We start from the raw sequence: 16641 nt of genomic DNA on the forward strand, positions 1-16641 counted from the left end.
CCCGGGGGGCCGGGCCGGGCCGGACCCCCGCCATGGCCACGGGCGGGCCCGGCCCGCCCGCGGGGGGGGCACGGCCGTTCGCATGCGGGGCATTGTCATCGACGCCCACGATCCGCCCGATCCCGGCGGAAGGCCCTACCGCGGACCGTGGTACGTGGGCCCGTACGGGGTGTCGTACTGCGCCGGTACGCCCGCCGCCTCGGCGAGGGTCGGGCCCAGGTTCTCGGTGCGCATGCGCCGGTCCACGTAGATCAGCCCCGTCACCAGCGGCGGGAAGACCGCCGTGATGAACTGGCTGACCAGGCCGCCCAGGACCATGACCACCAGGTAGCCGCTCATGGCGAAGAGGATCGCGGTGGGGCTGGGGTCCTCGCCCAGGGCCGAACCGCCGATGACGCCGGAGAACATGCCCAGGAACGAGAACGGCATCTGGATGATGTAGCTCGTCACCATGGCCAGCAGGGCGCCCAGCAGGCTGATGCCGAGGACGCGCCACCAGTCGCCGTGCACCAGCCGGGACGAGCGGCGCATGGAGGCCACCGCGGACTGCCCCTCGAAGACCGCGACCGAGGGTGCCAGGGAGAACTTCACGAAGAGCCAGATCGCCAGCGGGCCGGTGGCGAAGGCGCCCACGAGACCGAGCACGACCCACGGGGTGGCACCGGTGTCGTGCGCCACCGCGACCGCTCCGACGACGAGGGCGAAGAACGCGACCATCACGAGCACCATCGGGATCATCGCGATCAGATAGGTGAGGAACACCGCCGCGATCACCGCCCGGACGCGGGACCAGGCCCGGCGCCAGACGGCGGAGAAGGTGGTCGGCCGGCCCAGCACCGCTTCCTGGAGCACCGCGGGAACGGCCGCGTACATCAAGGCCGTCGAGAGCACGCCGACGACCGCCGCGACCAGGAAGACGACGCCGAAACCGATCAGGACCGGAGTCAGGTCCGAGGAGCTCGGGTCCGCGTCGGAGTCGAGCGCGAGAAGGGTGCGCAGATGGTCGCCGACCGCGGAGTACGCGGTCACGACCGCGACGGCCATGACCACCAGCCCCCCGCCGTAGACGGCCGCGCCCATGCCGAACAACTGCTTCCAGTAGCGCCCCAGCGTGCTGAAGGCGCCGCCGAGTATGTCACCGAGTCTGAGCGGGACCAGCGGTATCACCCCTGGTTTCGGCGGTGGCGGCGCCCAGCCTCCCCACCCCGGGGGCCCCTGGGGTCCTCCGTACGGTGCTCCGCCCCACCCTGCGTCCTGCGCCACTGTCGCTCCGTCGTCTCTCGTCGTACTGGTGTGCTGTCGGTCGGGACACCGTAACGTTTCGGCCGCCCGTAGGCTCCCGCCTTCTCCGTACGACAGCGATGCGTACACTCGTACACATGGGTTACGGACTGCTGGCCGCGGCCATAGCGGCGGAGGTGGCCGGCACGACGGCCATGAAGTACAGCGAGGGGTTCACCCGGCTCTGGCCCTCGCTGATCACCGTCGCGGGCTACCTCCTGGCCTTCGGGCTGCTCGCCCGGACGCTGAAGACGCTCTCGATGGGCACCGCCTACGCGATCTGGGCCGGGGTCGGCACCGCGGCCATCGCCGCCATCGGCATCCTCTTCATGGGCGAGTCCGGCAACGCGGTCAAGCTGGCCGGAATCGTGCTGATCATCGCCGGAGTGGTGGTGCTGAACCTGGGCGGGGCCCACTGATGGCCCGCCGCTACGACCCCGGCCGGCGCGACCGCATCATCGACGCCGCGATCCGGGTGGTCGGCGCCCGGGGCATCGCGGAGCTGAGCCACCGCTCCGTCGCCGCCGAGGCCGATGTGCCGCTCGGCTCGACGACGTATCACTTCGCCTCGCTGGACGAGCTGCTGACCGCCGCGCTGCGCCGGTCGAACGAGAACTTCGCCGGGGTCATGCGGGACAGCGGGGCCCTGGCCGACCCGGAGTCCGACCTGGCCGGCGAGCTGGCCCGGCTGCTGGGGCGGTACCTCTCCGGCGGGCACGGCAGGGCCGAGCTGGAGTACGAGCTATACCTCGCCGCGCTGCGCAGACCCGCGCTGCGGCCGGTCGCCGCCGAGTGGGCCGACGGCGCCGCCGCGCTGCTCGCCCGGCGGACCGACCCGGCCACGGCCCGCGCGCTGGTCGCGCTCATGGACGGGATCTGCCTCCAGGTACTGCTCACCGGCGGCACGTACGACGAGGCGTACGCGCGCGAGATGCTGGGGCGGATCACCGGCTGAGGTGCCCGCCCCGGACGGCCCGTGTGGGCGCTCGGTCCCCGGACGGCCCGATGGACCGGGCCGCCGCGAGCGCCGCCCGTACGCTCTCCTCGATGTCCGTCACCGGGTACAGCGCCTCGCGCACCGTCCGGTCGCTGTCCACCACCAGGGTCAGCCGCTTCAGCCTGCTGACGCCCCCGGCGCGGAAGGTCGGCAGCCGCAGGGCCGCCGTCAGCTCCAGCCCCGCGTCGGACAGCAGCGGGAACCGCAGCCCCTCCGCCCGGCTGAAGTCACGCTGCTCGTCCGGGCGTTGGGTGGAGACGCCGTGCACCGTCGCGCCTGCCGCGGTGAACTCGGCCAACTGGTCGCGGTACGTGCAGGATTCGAGGGTGCAGCCCCGCGCTCCGGGGATGGCGGCCCAGCCCGGCGGATAGGCGTCCTTGCGCGCGTAGGCGCCGGGGAAGAAGTACAGGACGGTGCTCGCGGTGCCGGCGACCGGGTCGCGCGGGGCGCCCTCGTGGTCCGGCAGGCGCAGCTCCGGCAGGCGCGTACCCACCAGGGCGTGCACCCGGGCCGCCTCCTTCGAGCTCTCCTCGGCGGTCGCCATCGTCTCCCCTTCCCCGAGCAGCCAGGTGTCGCCCCAGTCCTGGAGGGCGATCAGTACGGGCAGCAGGGCGCGGCCCCGCGGGGTGAGCCGGTACTCGTACCGGGGCGGGCGGTCCTGGTACGGCTCCCGGGCGAGCACCCCCGCGTCCACCAGCAGCCGCAGCCGCTCGGTCAGCACCTTGCGGGACACGCCCAGCTCCTCCTGGAGCGCGTCGAAGCGGTGCACCCCGCGCGCCGTGTCCCGCACGATCAGCAGGGTCCACCAGTCGCCCACCACGTCGAGCGCCTGGGCGATCGCGCAGTCGGCGCCGGCCAGGCTGGTGCGCTGGGGCATGGGTTCCTCCGTGGGTCCGCCGCGTCCGGCGACGTCCGCCTTCCACCGGACCGCATGATGCCACAGTGGGTTCCCTGAAGGAACTCTCCGAGGTGGCGCTAGGGGGTGTCTGATAAATGAGTGCGGGTGAAGGAGCGGGGTCCGGTGCGTGCGATCGCAAGGCGCCGGAGCGTCCGCGGATGGGGTCTCCCCTGCTCGAACGGAGTTGAGAGCTCGGGGAAGGAGCCACGTGGGCGGTTCGGCAACGCCGCGAGCGTGCGTGCCGGACCCCGCGACGCCGCAGGCATTTGTCAGACACCCCCTAGGTGTGCGGGCGGCGCCACGACCATCGGGCGAGACCGGTTGGCTCCCGCGGCGTCCGGCCGGTTAGGTTTCGTGTCATGACCGACACGACTCCTGCTCGCACCACCGGCGCCGTCGCCGCCGGCCTCGCCACCATCGCCGGCGACGGCACCGTTCTCGACACCTGGTTCCCCGCCCCCGAGCTCACCGCCGAACCCGGCCCGGCCGGAACCGAACGGCTCTCCCCGGCCGAGGCCGTCACCCTGCTGGGCCAGGGCGCCGCCAAGGCCGTCGGTGTGGACGCCCGCCGCGGGGTCGAGGTCGTCGCCGTCCGTACGGTCATCGCCTCGCTCGACGACAAGCCGCTGGACGCGCACGACGCGTACCTGCGCCTGCACCTGCTCTCGCACCGCCTCGTCCGCCCGCACGGCCAGAACCTGGACGGCCTCTTCGGCCTCCTCGCCAACGTCGCCTGGACCTCGCTGGGCCCGGTCGCCGTGGACGACCTGGAGAAGGTCCGGCTGAACGCCCGCGCCGAGGGGCTGCACCTCCAGGTCACCTCGGTCGACAAGTTCCCCCGGATGACGGACTACGTGGCCCCGAAGGGCGTCCGCATCGCCGACGCCGACCGCGTCCGGCTCGGCGCCCACCTCGCCGCCGGTACGACCGTCATGCACGAGGGCTTCGTCAACTTCAACGCGGGCACCCTCGGCACCTCGATGGTCGAGGGCCGCATCTCCGCCGGCGTCGTCGTCGGCGACGGCTCCGACATCGGCGGCGGCGCCTCCACCATGGGCACCCTCTCCGGCGGCGGCAAGGAGCGCATCGTCATCGGCGAGCGCTGCCTGATCGGGGCCGAGGCCGGGGTCGGGATCGCGCTCGGCGACGAGTGCGTCGTCGAGGCCGGGCTCTACGTCACCGCCGGCACCCGGATCACGCTGCCCGACGGGCAGATCGTCAAGGCCCGGGAGCTCTCCGGCGCCTCGAACATCCTCTTCCGCCGCAACTCGGTCTCCGGCGCGGTCGAGGCCCGCCCGAACAACGCGGTCTGGGACGGTCTCAACGACGTCCTGCACAGTCACAACTGATCGAGCGCGCTGAGCAGTTCCGCGTACACCTCCCGCAGCCCGTCGGTCGCCCCGCGCCCGGCGGGCTGCAACGGTTCCCGGACCGGTCCGGCGCCGAGCAGCGCCTTCGCGGTGACCGCCCCGGGCAGCCCCGAGGCCATCATGGCCTCGCCCAGCGGGGCGGTCAGCAGATTGAGCCGGGCGGCCCCGGCGGTGTCCCCGGCGTCGAAGGCGTCCAGGACCGCCCGCAGCGGACCGGGCACCACGTTGGCGACCGTGCTGACGAAGCCGGCCGCGCCCACCGCGTACAGCGGAAGGTTCAGCTCCTCGCAGCCCGAGTAGTACGCCAGCGAGGTCGCGCCGATCACCTTCGTGGAGCCCAGCAGGTCGTACGCGCAGTCCTTCACGGCCACGACGCGGGGGTGTCCGGCCAGCCGCAGCAGGGTCTCCGGCTCGATGCGGGTCCCGGTGCGGCCGGGGATGTCGTACAGCATCAGCGGGAGGCCGGTCGCGTCGGCGACGCGGCGGAAGTGCGCCTCGACGGCGGCCTGCGGCGGCCGGCTGTAGTACGGCGTCACCACCAGCAGGCCGTCCGCGCCCGCCCGTTCGGCCTGCCGGGCCAGCTCCACGGTGTGCCGGGTGTCCGCACTGCCGACCCCGGCGACGAGCGGCACCCGGTCGCCGACCGCTTCCCGGACCGCCCGCAGCAGGGCGGTCTTCTCGGCGTCGGTCGTGGTCGGGGACTCGCCGGTGGTGCCGTTCAGCACCAGGCCGTCGCAGCCGTCCGCGACCAGCCGGGCGGCGTGCCGGGCGGCGGCGTCCGGGTCCAGCCCACCGGCGTCGGTGAAGGGCGTGATCATGGCGCAGAGCGCCCGGCCGAAAGGGGTGGCGGGGGAGGTCATCCCCGAAGTCTCGGCCGAGCGGACCGTGAAGGTCCACTTAGATCTGCTCCGGATGACCGGCAAGCAACGCTGAACGATGGATGCCGGTCCACCGCGCTCTGGCATGATCGAACGTCCATACGGCGGACGGTCGACCGGGCGGGGGCGCGAGCATGCGGGGACGGACGGGTACGGAGCACGGAACGGTCCACCGGGGACGCGGCCCGCTGGCGGCCGCGCTCCTGGCCGGGGCGCTGGGGCTCACGCTCTCCGGCTGCTCGGGCTTCCTCGTACCGGCGGGCGAGGGCGAGCCGGGGCCGACGCCCACCGACCCGTACCGGGTGCACGCCGACAAGCTGCCCTCGCCGTTCCCCAGCGCCCCCGTCACGACTGCCGGACGCCCGCCCGCCGAACGGCCGACGACCCCCGCGCCCACGCCCACCGGCCGGGCCGACTGCCCGTCCTCCGGCGTCGTCGTCGACATGGGCGAGGTGGAACCGGCGCTCGGCCACCGGGCCGTCGGGCTCACCCTCACCAACTGCGGCTCCAAGCCGTACCCGGTCCACGGCTACCCCTCCGTCCGGGCGCTGGACGAGGCGGGCGACCCGCTGCCGGTCAAGGTCAACCCCGGCTCCTCCTACATGGGCACCGACCGGGGCCCGCAGCAGGTCGTGCTGAAGCCGGGCCGCAAGATGTACGCGCTGCTGGCCTGGGTCTCCACCCCGACCGGGGGCGACCTCATCGAGGGCGACGTCCTGGAGATCGCCCCGGCCCCCGGCCTGGAGCCCCGCGTCTTCCCGCTCGAAGGCAGCGACGTACGCCTGCTCGACGAGCTGAACATGACGGCCTGGCGGACCACGCGCTGAGGCTCAGCGGCGCGCCATGTACAGGGCGAACGCCTTGTGGAGCACCTTGTTGACCGGGTAGTCCCACTCGCCGATGTACTCCGCCGCCCGGCCGCCCGTCCCGACCTTGAACCGCAGCAGGCCCAGCAGGTGGTTGCTCTCGTCCAGGGTGTCGGTGATGCCGCGCAGGTCGTAGACGGCCGCGCCCCGCTCGTGCGCGTCGCTCATCATCCGCCACTGGACGGCGTTGCTCGGCTGGACCTCGCGCCGGTGGGCGGTCGAGGCGCCGTAGGAGTACCAGACATGGTCGCCGACGGTCAGCATCGTCGCCGCGGAGAGCGTCTCCCCCTCGTGCTCGGCGAGGTAGAGCCGCATCCGCCCGGGGTCCTCGGCCCGCAGCGAGGTCCACATGCGCTCGAAGTAGGCGAGCGGGCGGGGGATGAAGCGGTCGCGCTCCGCCGTCTCGCGGTACAGCCCGTAGAAGGCCGGAAGGTCCTCGAAGCCGCCCTCGACGACCTTGACGCCCGCCTTCTCCGCCTTCTTGACGTTCCGCCGCCACTGCTGGTTCAGGCCGCCGCGGACCTCCTCCAGGGTGCGCCCGGCGAACGGCACCTGGAAGACGTACCGGGGCTGCCCCGCGCTGAACCCGTCCTCGCTCTCCTCCTCGCCGCGCCGCCAGCCCAGCCGGGTCAGCTCCGCCGCGAGCCGGGCGGCCCTCGGGTCCTCCTCGTCCGCCGGCACGTCGCGCAGCCGCCCGGCCGCCGGGTCGGCGATGGCCTCCTTGACGGTGCGGGCGTCCCAGCGCCGCGCCACCACCGGCGGCCCCATCCGCACCGCGAACGCGCCCCGCGCCTTCAGATGCGCCACCATCGGATCGAGCCACTCCCGGGGCTCCGCGCCGAACCAGTCGACGGCCGGGCCCTCCGGCAGATAGGCCAGGTACCGCTTCAGCCGGGGGATCGGCCGGTACAGCACGAGCCCCGCGCCGACGATCCGCTCCCGGCCCGCGCCGTCCCGGTCGAACCAGCCGATGCTCTCCGCACGCCAGTCGGGCTTCACGTCGCCCCACGACGGGACCTGCATATGGCTCACGGACGGGCGGCCCGCGACGAACGCCAGATGCTCCTCGCGGCTGATCGTCCTGAGAAGCGGTGCCATGCGGTACTCCGTTCGTCGTGCTCTCGGTGAACGCGGTGGGGCGGCCGGACGTGGTGTGTTGACCTCAACTCCGGTTGACGTATGAGGGTGGCCGGTGAGGGCGCACCACCCCGGTGCCCCGGTCAGGAGGATCCGCCATGAGCGTGCGTTTCACATCCCGTCCCGATCTTGCCCGCAACGACGTGGGCCTCGTCAAGATGAGCACCTGGGACACCGGCACGCCGGAGCGCATGCGGGCGACCGTCGAGGCGATCCGTGCGGCATGGGGCGGCCGCGACTGGCCGCACCCCGGACTTCTTTCGTACACCGTCCACACCGGCGAGGACGGGCGGACACTCCTCCACTACAGCCAGTGGAGTGGCGAGGAGGCGTACCAGGACTTCTTCCGTGACGGCCGGGACGAGCGCAACGCGGAGATCGACGCCGCCGTACCGGGCATCCGCCGGCTCGGGCTGCACACCCTGGAGCTCTACCGCTCGCTGCTGCCGGGGGAGGACGACGCGCGGGAGCCGGGCTGCGTGGTGATCGTCGACGTCGCGTTCGAGGGCCCCGACCCGGCGCGCCAACGGGACTGGGTGGACACCGTGTTCGAGGCGCTGTCGACCGACGGTTCGCGGGCCCCCGGCGGCATCTCCGGCCACTTCCATGTGAGCACCGACGGGACGCGGGTGGTGAACTACGCCGAGTGGGAGAGCGCCCGCGCCCACATGGACGCGCTGGCCGGGAAGGGCGTGGGGATCGGCTCGGACACCCCGCAGTGGGAGCGGGTGCGGTCCTACCCCGGGGTGACCGCCGACGGCGGGGTCCACCGGTACACGCCCGCGCTCTCCCTCGCGCCGGGCACGGGCGGGTGACACCCCGGGGGCGGGACAGGGCCTGCGGGCCGAGGCGGAGCGCCCGCGGGCCGCGGGGTCAATCCCTCGTGCGGGCGGGGCGGTTGTCAAGGGCCGCCGGACGAGCCGCCCCGGTCCGCCCCATGAGCCGGGCGGCATGGGGCGAATTGCGTCTACGCTGGGGCCCGCCCGATCCCGTACGAACCGTATGTCCCGAGGAGACCCCCCTGATGTCCGCAGAGCCCCCCACCCTGCCGCCCGTCCGGCTGCGCACCGAGGCCGAGCTGGCACGGGACGCGCTGGCCGCGCCGCTGCTCGCCCGTGCCGTCCGGCTCGCCCGCTGGGCGGGGCCGGAGACCGGTGTCGGCGCGGGCGGCGAGCTCGTCGACGAGAAGCTGCCCGCGGCGGCCGAGCACCTGGGCCTCGCGGCCGACGAGAACGGTGCGGCGGAGGCGAGCGAGGCGTGGCGGCTCGCGGTCGACACGGGGCTGATCGACGTGACGGACCCGGCCGAGGAGGACGGCCCGGACGCGGTGGGAACGGCCGCCCCCGGGGAGAACCTGCCGCTGGTCACCGGCGGTTCGCCGCAGGACGTGCTGGCGATCTGGCTCGACGGCCTGGAGGCCGCGTACGCCGACGCCACCGCGCCGGTCTTCGACGACCTGGCCGAACTGGTCGGCGAGGACGGTTCGGTCGACTTCGACGCGCTGGACTGGGACCCGGAGGCCGAGGCGGACTTCCTGGACGGGGCCCTGGCCAACCTCTACCTGCTCACCGTCGGCGACGGCCGGGGCGGCACGGACCCGGAGCCGGTGCCGCTGCCCGCGCTCGCCGCTTCGGTGATCGTCCCCGACGACATGGGCGAGCCGACCGACGACGTGCTGGAGCAGGTCTCCGAGGCGATGATGCGTCTGGACGACCAGTTCCGGGTCCTGGAGCCGATCGGCCTCGTCGACTACCGCCCGGTGGACGAGTCGCTGCTGGTGGAGGCCGGCGAGGAGGCCGTTCCGGCGGCGGACGACGAGGACGTCACCCGGTACGGCATGGTCCGGCTCACCCCGCTCGGGCTGTACGGGCTGCGCGCCCGGATGCGGGAGGCCGGGGTGGACGCCCCGGCGCTCGGCGACCTCGCGGACAAGGGTGCCGACGCCCTGCTCGCCGGTGTCGCGCACTACCCCGAGGCGGCGGCGGGCAGCGAGGTCGAGCTGTGGCTGGCCCGGCGCGGTGACGCGGCCGGGGCGGCGGCCGAACTGCTGGCCGCGGCGCGCGGCACGGACCCGGGGGCGCCGCTGCGCAGGCTCCACTGCCAGCAGGCGCTCGCCCTGGTCGGCGCGGAGGCGGAGCCCGCGGTACGCGCGGTGCTGGACGATCCCGAGCTGGGCGGCCTGGCCCGGGTCTGGCTCGTGGAACTCGGCGCGGACGCGGTGCCCGCGCCCACGGAGTCGATGATCTTCTGGCTGGCCGTCGACACCATCGCGGCCCAGCTCGCGGCCGACGGCGACCTCGACGAGCTCCAGGGCCTGGTCGAGGGGCTGGCCGGCCGGCACAACGGTTTCTTCGACGAGGTCTGGCGGGTGGACCACCCGGCGACCGCCGACGTCCTCGACGCGATGGGGCGCCTGCACAGCGACAAGAAGAAGGCGAAGGAAGCCCGCAAGGCGGCGTTCAAGGCCCGCTCGCGCACCGGCTCCTGACCGCCCGTCGACCGGGGGCACGGACCGTGGGGCGGGATTTGGACACGGGTTCCGGCCAACTGCACAGAAAGGATGCCCCCGGACGTCGTCCGCAGTTCAACTGATGTTGGCGTGGGGGCGCGAACGTGGGTGCGGCAACAGCCCGCCCACGTCGTCCCCAGGAGTTACGTGATGCCCTTCACGCGCAGGGAATTCACCAAGCAGTCCGCCCTCACCGGTGCCGGTATCGCACTGACCGGCACCGTCGCGGCGCTGGCCACCGCGCCGGGCGCCCTGGCGGCGGACGAGCCGAAGCGCGGCCGGAACGACCAGGGCGAGAACGACAACGACCGGGGCAACGGCCACGGCCACGGCCGTGAGCCCGGCTACGGCCCGCTGCTCCCCGACCCCAAGGGCCTCCTCGCCCTCCCCGAGGGCTTCTCGTACCAGGTCGTCACCCACTGCGGGGTCACCCGGCTGGAGACCGGCGAGTACACCCCCTCCAACCACGACGGCACGGCCGCCTTCGAGGGCCCGCGCGGCGTCACCCTCCTCGTCAACAACCACGAGCTCAGCGGCGTACGGGCCGGCTGGGAGCACCCGGTCCCGCTCACCGAGGGCCTCGTCTACGACCCGGTCGCGGCCGGCGGCTGCACCGTCGTGGAGACCCGTCGCGACGGCCGCACCGCCGAGTGGGTCGGCATCGCCGGCACGTCCACCAACTGCGCGGGCGGCGCCACCCCGTGGGGCACCTGGCTGACCTGCGAGGAGACCGAGGACAAGGCGGGCAAGAACGGCCTGCTCAAGGACCACGGCTACGTCTTCGAGGTCGACCCCTACGACCGCCGGGCCAACCGCGACCCGCGCCCGATCAAGGCCTTCGGCCGGTACGCCCACGAGGCCGTCGTCATCGACCCCAAGCTCGGCCACGCCTACCTGACCGAGGACGCCTCCAAGCCCAACGGGCTGCTCTACCGCTGGGTCCCGCCGCAGGGCTTCAAGCACGGCCGGGGCAAGCTGCGCACGCTGGCCGACGACGCCGGGGTCCTCCAGGCCGCCAAGTGCTTCGACAAGAACGGCGTGTTCGTCGACGACCTGTCCCGCGCCACGAAGATCGGCACGGTCTACGGGGTGGACTGGGCCGACGTGCCCGACCGCGACGCCAGGACCGTCTCGGTGCGCAAGCAGTTCGCCGACGGCGAGATCACCCGCGCCCGCAAGCTCGAAGGCATGTGGTGGGGCGACGGCGGCGCCTACGTCGTCTCCTCGTTCGCCCGCGCCGAGAGCCCCGTCCAGCACGACGGCCAGGTCTGGTTCTACGACCCGAAGCGCCGCACCCTGACCCTGAAGGTGCTGCTCGGGGTCAACCCCGACCCGTCGAAGGACGGTGCCTTCGACGGCCCGGACAACATCACCGTCTCGCCGTACGGCGGTCTGGTCATCGCCGAGGACGGTGACGGCCTCCAGCACCTCTTCGGCGCGACCGGGAGCGGCCGCACCTACCCGATCGCCCGCAACGAGCTGAACATCGGCAGCGAGGAGGAGCCGGAGTACAGCGAGTTCACCGGCGTCACTTTCTCGCCCGACGGGCGGACGCTGTACGCCAACATCCAGACGCCGGGCATCATGGTCGCCATCACCGGCCCGTGGAAGCGCCAGCCGCAGAAGTAGTGTCCGCCCGCTCCGTACGGGGCTCCGCCGCCCAGTGGCGGGCGGAGCCCGGTACAGGGGTGTGCCGGACCGGGCCCGGCGTCCTCGGCTACAGCGCCTGGGCGGCGGGCTTCACCATGCCCCGGACGGTGCGCGACTTCACGAAGTCGCCCATGGCCGTCATCTCCCATTCGCCGGAGAACTGCCTGATCAGCTTGGCCATCATCACGCCGGTCTGCGGCTCGGCACCCGTCAGGTCGAAACGGACCAGCTCCTCGCCGGTGGCCGCGTCGACCAGCCGGCAGTAGGCCTTGGCGACCTCGGTGAACTTCTGCCCGGTGAACGAGTTGACCGTGAAGACCAGGCCGGTCGCCTCGGCGGGGAGCCGTCCCAGGTCCACGACGATCACCTCGTCGTCGCCCGCGCCCTCACCGGTGAGGTTGTCGCCGGAGTGCTTGACCGCGCCGTTCAGAATGGAGAGCTTGCCGAAGTAGCAGCTGTCCAGATGGTTGCGGTTGGGGCCGTAGGCGATCACGGAGGCGTCGAGGTCGATGTCCTTGCCCCGGAACGCGGGCTCCCAGCCGAGGCCCATCTTGACCTGGGAGAGCAGCGGGCGGCCGCCCTTGACCAGGGAGACCGTCTGGTTCTTCTGGAGGCTGACGCGGCCCTTGTCGAGGTTGATCTTTCCGCTGCCGGGCGCGGGCGGGGCGGCGGGCGGCGCCGGGGGAGCGGCCGGGGCCGGCGGAGCGGCGACGCGGGGATCCACGGGAGCCGCGGCGGGGGCCGGGGGAGCGGCGGGCATCGGGGGCGGCGGCGCGGCGGCGGGCTCCTCCTCGACCGTCACGCCGAAGTCCGTGGCGATCCCGGCCAGGCCGTTCGCGTACCCCTGGCCGACCGCGCGGGCCTTCCAGACGCCGTTGCGGCGGTAGACCTCGATGACCACGAGCGCGGTCTCGGCGCCCAGCCGCGGCGGGGTGAAGGTGGCGAGCACGCTGCCGTCGTCGGCGTTGCGCACCGTCGCGGTGGGCTCGATGCCCTGGAAGGTCTGGCCCGCCGCGTCCGGGCTGGCCGTGACGACGATCTTCTCGATGCCGGCCGGGACCGCGGCGGTATCCACCACGATCGCGTCCGGTGCGGTGCCGCCGCCGGAGCGGTAGGCCACACCGGGGCCGTTGGGCTGGTTGTAGAAGATGAAGTCGTCGTCGGAGCGGACCTTGCCGTTGACGGTGAGGAGCAGGCCCGAGACGTCGAGCCGCACCGGAGCGGCGACGTCCACGGCCACGCGGGCCGCGGAGAGAGGGATGTTCGAGCCGGGGGTCATAGCGGTCATGCTCCGGGTAACGAACGATGCCCCTTTGCCGTTCCCTTACCTTCGGAGACGACCCGGACTTCCTGAACTTCCCGGACTTTCCGCCGGTATCGCCCCGCCACCCCCACCACTGCCCGGCTGCCCCGCCGCTCAGCGGTTGCGGGGATGGTTGCGGGCGGTGCGTTCGTTGCCGTGCTTGTACGCCCCCGTCCAGCGGGCCATCACCAACTGCGCGTCCCCCGACTCCATCTCTGCCAGGAACTTCGCCGCCCGGGCGCCGCGCAGGGTGCCCGCGTGGCGGCCGTGATGGGTGAGGGTGACGCTCGCGTCGCCGTGCTGCTCGTACAGGAATCCGGAAGGTCTCGGCATGGGGCCGTATCCTGCCCGCCGCGCGGATGTCCTGTCGCGCGGATTTCGGGCGAGGGCGCGGCGCTTGCGCGGCCCGTGGCGCGGCTCCGGTCCAGGGCGCGGCGCTTGCGCGGCCCGTGGCGCGGAGCTTCGGCCCAGGGCGCGGCGCTTCGTGGTCAGTGCGGCCAGAGGGGTGGCCGGGTGCAGAAGTGGCCGCCGAGGTGGGCGTGGTCGGGGTCGTCCGGGTCCGGTTCGCCCTGTTCGGCGACGAGCCGGGTCGCGTACGGCTCGGAGTCGTCCCGCGGCTCGTACCCCAGCGCGCGGGCCGATGCCAGGTCCCACCACAGCCGGGTGTTCGCGGAGGAGCCGTACACGACGGTGTGCCGTACGTCCTTCGCGGTGAGCGCGGCGTGGAAGAGCCGGGCGCCGTCCGCCGGGCTCAGCCAGAGCGACAGCATCCGCACCGAGGTCGGCTGGGGATAGCAGGAGCCGATCCGTACCGAGACGGTCTCCAGGCCGTGCCGGTCCCAGTACAGCTGGGCGAGGTCCTCGCCGAAGGACTTGGACAGGCCGTAGAAGGTGTCGGGGCGGCGCGGCGCGTCGGTGCGCACCGGCGGATCGCCGGGCAGGGGCCGGGGCGTGTAGCCGACGACGTGGTTGGAGGAGGCGAACACCACCCGCCGCACGCCCTCCTCCCGCGCCGCCTCGTAGAGGTGGTACGTGCCCTCGATGTTGGCCCGGAGGATCCTGTCGAACGAGGACTCCAGGGAGATGCCCGCGAGATGGATGATCGCGTCGACCCCCCGGACCGCCTCGCGCACCGCCTCCCGGTCGCCGAGGTCGGCGGTGACGGCGTCCGGTTCGCCCTCGACGGGGGCGGCGTCGAAGAGCCGGAGCGTGTACCCGTACCCGGGCAGCAGCCCGCGCATCAGGGTGCCGAGACCGCCGGCGGCGCCGGTCAGCAGGACGGTGCGGGGAGCGGGCATGCGCGGATCTCCTCGGCCTGGACGTCGTCGGGGTGGACGTCAGCGCGGACAGCATTCATATCCGTGGACACGCTAGGAAGTGTCGATGCGTCGGGTCAAGTGTGCGGGCGGCAGGACGTCCCGGGTGGGTGGGTTCGCCACCCGCTTCGATGATGGTGCGTCGTTCTCCTCCTTGACCCGCGCCCGGAGGCTGGCTTAGCGTGCAGTCGTTCATGAATGTGGACACCAGTCAGAATTGTGCACGACTGCACGCTCAGGGAGCGCCAGTGACCTCAGCACCTCTTGCCGCCCGCCTCACCCGTGTCGCCGGGCCGCTCTTCTTCCCCGTCACCGCGTACGGCCCGGACGGCGGTGTCGATCTCGACGCCTTCCGCGCCCATGTCCGCGCCGGTGTCGACGCCGGCGCGGCGGCGGTCTTCGCCTGCTGCGGCACCGGTGAGTTCCACGCGCTCACGCCCGAGGAGTTCCGCCGGGTCGTCGCCGCGGCCGTCGAGGAGACCGCCGGGGAGGTGCCGGTCGTCGCCGGGGCCGGTTACGGCACGGCCCTCGCGATCCAGTACGCGAGGATCGCCGAGGAGGCGGGCGCGGACGGGCTCCTCGCCATGCCCCCGTACCTCGTCGTCGCCGACCAGGCGGGGCTGCTCGGCCACTACACCGCACTGGCCGCCGCCACCTCCCTGGAGACGATCGTCTACCAGCGCGACAACGCCGTCTTCACCCCGGAGACCGTCGTCGCCCTCGCCGGCACGCCAGGCATCATCGGCCTCAAGGACGGCTACGGCGACCTCGACCTGATGCAGCGCACGGTGAGTGCCGTCCGCACCGGACGGCCCGGCACGGACTTCCTGTACTTCAACGGGCTGCCGACGGCCGAACTCACCGGCCCCGCCTACCGGGGCATCGGCGTCACGCTCTACTCCTCCGCCGTCTTCGCCTTCGCGCCCGACATCGCCCTCGCCTTCTACCGGGCCCTGGACTCCGGCGACGACGCCCTGGCGGGCGAACTCCTCGACCACTTCTACCGGCCGCTGGTGGAGCTGCGCGCCAAGGGCCGTGGCTACGCCGTCGCGCTGGTCAAGGCCGGGGTGCGGCTCGGCGGGCTGGACGTCGGCCCGGTCCGCACCCCGCTCACCGAGCCGACCGCCGCCCATGTCGAGGAGCTGACCGCGATCATCGCGCGCGGCCGGGCCGTGCTGGAGCGGTACGGAGCGGAGCACCTGGGACAGGGCGGGGACGAGCAGCCGGAGCCCGGACCGGGGACGCGCGGGTGAGGACCTCGGCCTTCCTCTACCCCTGGGACGTCGTCGGCGACCCGGACGCCGCCCGCCGCCTCGCCGACCTCGGCGTCCAGCAGGTGACGCTCGCCGCCGCCTACCACTCCACCCGGGCGCTCACCCCGCGCCACCCGTCCCACCGCGTCGTCACCGCCGAGTACGCCGCGGTGCTCTACCCGCCGGACGCCGAACGCTGGGCGGGGCGCGCGCTCCGTCCCCGCGCGCAGTCCTGGACGGCCTCGGACGACGCGTTCGCCGAGGCCGCCGAGGCACTCACCGGCGCCGGCCTGGAGGTGCACAGCTGGGTGGTGCTGGCGCACAACTCCCGGCTGGGCGCCGAGCACCCGGACACCTCCGTGGTCAACGCCTACGGCGACCGCTACCCCTGGGCGCCGTGCGTGGCCCGGCCCGAGGTGCGCGCCTATCTGACCGACCTCGCCGCCGAGGCGGCGACCCGCGCCGGCGCGCGCGGCACCGAGCTGGAGTCCTGCGGCTGGTACGGCCTCGCGCATCTGCACGCCCACGACAAGATCGCGGGCGTCGGGCTCGGCGACGCGGCGCAGTACCTGATGTCGCTCTGCTTCTGCTCCGCCTGCCGAGCCGGTTACGCCGGACAGGGCCTGGACGCCGACGCCCTGGCCGCGGCCGTGCGCACCGCGCTGGAACCGGTCTGGGCCGGTTCCGGCTCCGGGCCGGCCGGCCGCGCGGGCATCGGGCACCTCCTCGGCGCCGATCTCGCCGCCACCACCCTCCGGTGGCGCGGCGAGGTGGCCCGTACGCTCCAGGAGGACGTCGTCGCGGCCGTACGGGCGGCAGCGGAACCCGGCTTCCAGGTGCTGCTGCACGCCGACCCCGAACCCCACCGCACCGGCGCGAACACCGGCGTGGACCCGGCGCACATCCTCTCCGTGGCGGACGGTGTGGTGCTGCCCTGCACCGGCGACGACGCGGCGCGCGAGGCGGTGCTCGGCCCGTTCACCGGCCGCTGCGGGGTGCTCGCGGCCAACTTCTCCGTGGTCACCGGGATGGGCGGCAGCCCCGCCACCCTGGAGCGGGACGCCGCGCACGCCGCCTCGCTGGGGGCGAACCAGCTCCGCCTCTACCACGCCGGGCTGGCCTCCGACCCGGACCTCGCGGCCGTCGCCGCGGCGCTGGCCGCGCTCCGCCCGCGCGGATGAGG

General features: G+C 73.6%; 16 protein-coding genes. 9 read left to right on the forward strand and 7 right to left on the reverse strand.

The genetic code is table 11. The annotated features are described in order from the left end of the window. Positions 1 to 135: 135 nt before the first annotated feature. Positions 136 to 1167 carry a hypothetical protein gene (locus ACF08W_RS33620; RefSeq protein WP_385211497.1) on the reverse strand — a complete coding sequence of 344 codons (1032 nt, stop codon included), beginning with the start codon at positions 1165 to 1167 and terminating at the stop codon, positions 136 to 138. 212 nt (positions 1168 to 1379) lie between these two features. Between ACF08W_RS33620 and ACF08W_RS33625 the strand changes: the two genes are divergently transcribed. Together ACF08W_RS33625 and ACF08W_RS33630 are read left to right on the forward strand one after the other, a co-directional pair. Then, entirely contained in the window at positions 1380 to 1700 is a 321-nt protein-coding gene (locus ACF08W_RS33625; RefSeq protein ID WP_352275058.1) for a multidrug efflux SMR transporter, read from the forward strand. Continuing rightward, on the forward strand, positions 1700 to 2236 hold the full coding sequence (locus ACF08W_RS33630; protein WP_392281619.1) for a TetR/AcrR family transcriptional regulator: 537 nt from the start codon (positions 1700 to 1702) through the stop codon (positions 2234 to 2236). Before ACF08W_RS33625 ends, ACF08W_RS33630 begins: the two co-directional genes overlap by 1 nt. On the opposite strand, the gene ACF08W_RS33635 is transcribed toward ACF08W_RS33630, so the two are convergent. Then, on the reverse strand, positions 2226 to 3155 hold the full coding sequence (locus ACF08W_RS33635) for a winged helix-turn-helix transcriptional regulator (protein WP_392281620.1): 930 nt from the start codon (positions 3153 to 3155) through the stop codon (positions 2226 to 2228). The genes ACF08W_RS33630 and ACF08W_RS33635 overlap by 11 nt on opposite strands. Before the next feature lie 380 nt (positions 3156 to 3535). Between ACF08W_RS33635 and dapD the strand changes: the two genes are divergently transcribed. Beyond that, positions 3536 to 4525, forward strand: a complete 990-nt coding sequence (gene dapD, locus ACF08W_RS33640) for a 2,3,4,5-tetrahydropyridine-2,6-dicarboxylate N-succinyltransferase (protein WP_385211505.1) — start codon at positions 3536 to 3538, stop codon at positions 4523 to 4525. Here the strand turns inward: dapD and dapA are convergent. Next, the gene (dapA, locus tag ACF08W_RS33645; RefSeq protein WP_392281621.1) at positions 4516 to 5406 is read right to left on the reverse strand and encodes a 4-hydroxy-tetrahydrodipicolinate synthase; all 891 of its coding nucleotides are present in this window, start codon (positions 5404 to 5406) and stop codon (positions 4516 to 4518) included. The two genes, dapD and dapA, sit on opposite strands and share 10 nt — an antisense overlap. 152 nt (positions 5407 to 5558) lie before the next feature. Between dapA and ACF08W_RS33650 the strand changes: the two genes are divergently transcribed. Continuing rightward, positions 5559 to 6251 carry a DUF4232 domain-containing protein gene (locus ACF08W_RS33650; RefSeq protein ID WP_392281622.1) on the forward strand — a complete coding sequence of 231 codons (693 nt, stop codon included), beginning with the start codon at positions 5559 to 5561 and terminating at the stop codon, positions 6249 to 6251. A 3-nt stretch (positions 6252 to 6254) separates the two neighbouring features. Here ACF08W_RS33650 and ACF08W_RS33655 read toward each other — a convergent pair whose 3' ends face one another. Continuing rightward, on the reverse strand, positions 6255 to 7388 hold the full coding sequence (locus tag ACF08W_RS33655; protein ID WP_385211509.1) for a lipid II:glycine glycyltransferase FemX: 1134 nt from the start codon (positions 7386 to 7388) through the stop codon (positions 6255 to 6257). 137 nt (positions 7389 to 7525) lie between these two features. Between ACF08W_RS33655 and ACF08W_RS33660 the strand changes: the two genes are divergently transcribed. From ACF08W_RS33660 to ACF08W_RS33670, 3 genes are all read left to right on the forward strand, one after another. Continuing rightward, a complete protein-coding gene (locus ACF08W_RS33660; RefSeq protein WP_392281623.1) occupies positions 7526 to 8242 on the forward strand; it encodes an antibiotic biosynthesis monooxygenase in 717 nt (238 codons plus the stop codon). A 209-nt stretch (positions 8243 to 8451) separates the two neighbouring features. Continuing rightward, positions 8452 to 9915, forward strand: a complete 1464-nt coding sequence (locus tag ACF08W_RS33665; RefSeq protein ID WP_392281624.1) for a hypothetical protein — start codon at positions 8452 to 8454, stop codon at positions 9913 to 9915. 171 nt (positions 9916 to 10086) lie between these two features. Beyond that, positions 10087 to 11565, forward strand: coding sequence for an alkaline phosphatase PhoX (locus tag ACF08W_RS33670; RefSeq protein ID WP_392281625.1), 1479 nt, complete (start codon positions 10087 to 10089; stop codon positions 11563 to 11565). A gap of 88 nt (positions 11566 to 11653) precedes the next feature. Here ACF08W_RS33670 and ACF08W_RS33675 read toward each other — a convergent pair whose 3' ends face one another. From ACF08W_RS33675 to ACF08W_RS33685, 3 genes are all read right to left on the reverse strand, one after another. After that, on the reverse strand, positions 11654 to 12874 hold the full coding sequence (locus ACF08W_RS33675) for a TerD family protein (protein WP_385211517.1): 1221 nt from the start codon (positions 12872 to 12874) through the stop codon (positions 11654 to 11656). 129 nt (positions 12875 to 13003) lie between these two features. Further along, entirely contained in the window at positions 13004 to 13222 is a 219-nt protein-coding gene (locus ACF08W_RS33680; RefSeq protein WP_392281626.1) for a hypothetical protein, read from the reverse strand. Positions 13223 to 13377: 155 nt separating this feature from the next. Further along, the gene (locus ACF08W_RS33685; RefSeq protein ID WP_392281627.1) at positions 13378 to 14187 is read right to left on the reverse strand and encodes an NAD-dependent epimerase/dehydratase family protein; all 810 of its coding nucleotides are present in this window, start codon (positions 14185 to 14187) and stop codon (positions 13378 to 13380) included. A 266-nt stretch (positions 14188 to 14453) separates the two neighbouring features. Here ACF08W_RS33685 and ACF08W_RS33690 point away from each other — a divergent pair, with 266 nt between their 5' ends. Beyond that, positions 14454 to 15458, forward strand: coding sequence for a 5-dehydro-4-deoxyglucarate dehydratase (locus ACF08W_RS33690; protein WP_392281628.1), 1005 nt, complete (start codon positions 14454 to 14456; stop codon positions 15456 to 15458). Next, positions 15455 to 16639, forward strand: coding sequence for a hypothetical protein (locus ACF08W_RS33695; RefSeq protein WP_392281629.1), 1185 nt, complete (start codon positions 15455 to 15457; stop codon positions 16637 to 16639). The genes ACF08W_RS33690 and ACF08W_RS33695 overlap by 4 nt, the downstream gene beginning before the upstream one ends. The last annotated feature ends 2 nt before the right edge of the window (positions 16640 to 16641 follow it).

The organism is Streptomyces sp. NPDC015144 (assembly GCF_043079735.1).
Taxonomy (GTDB): Bacteria; Actinomycetota; Actinomycetes; order Streptomycetales; family Streptomycetaceae; genus Streptomyces.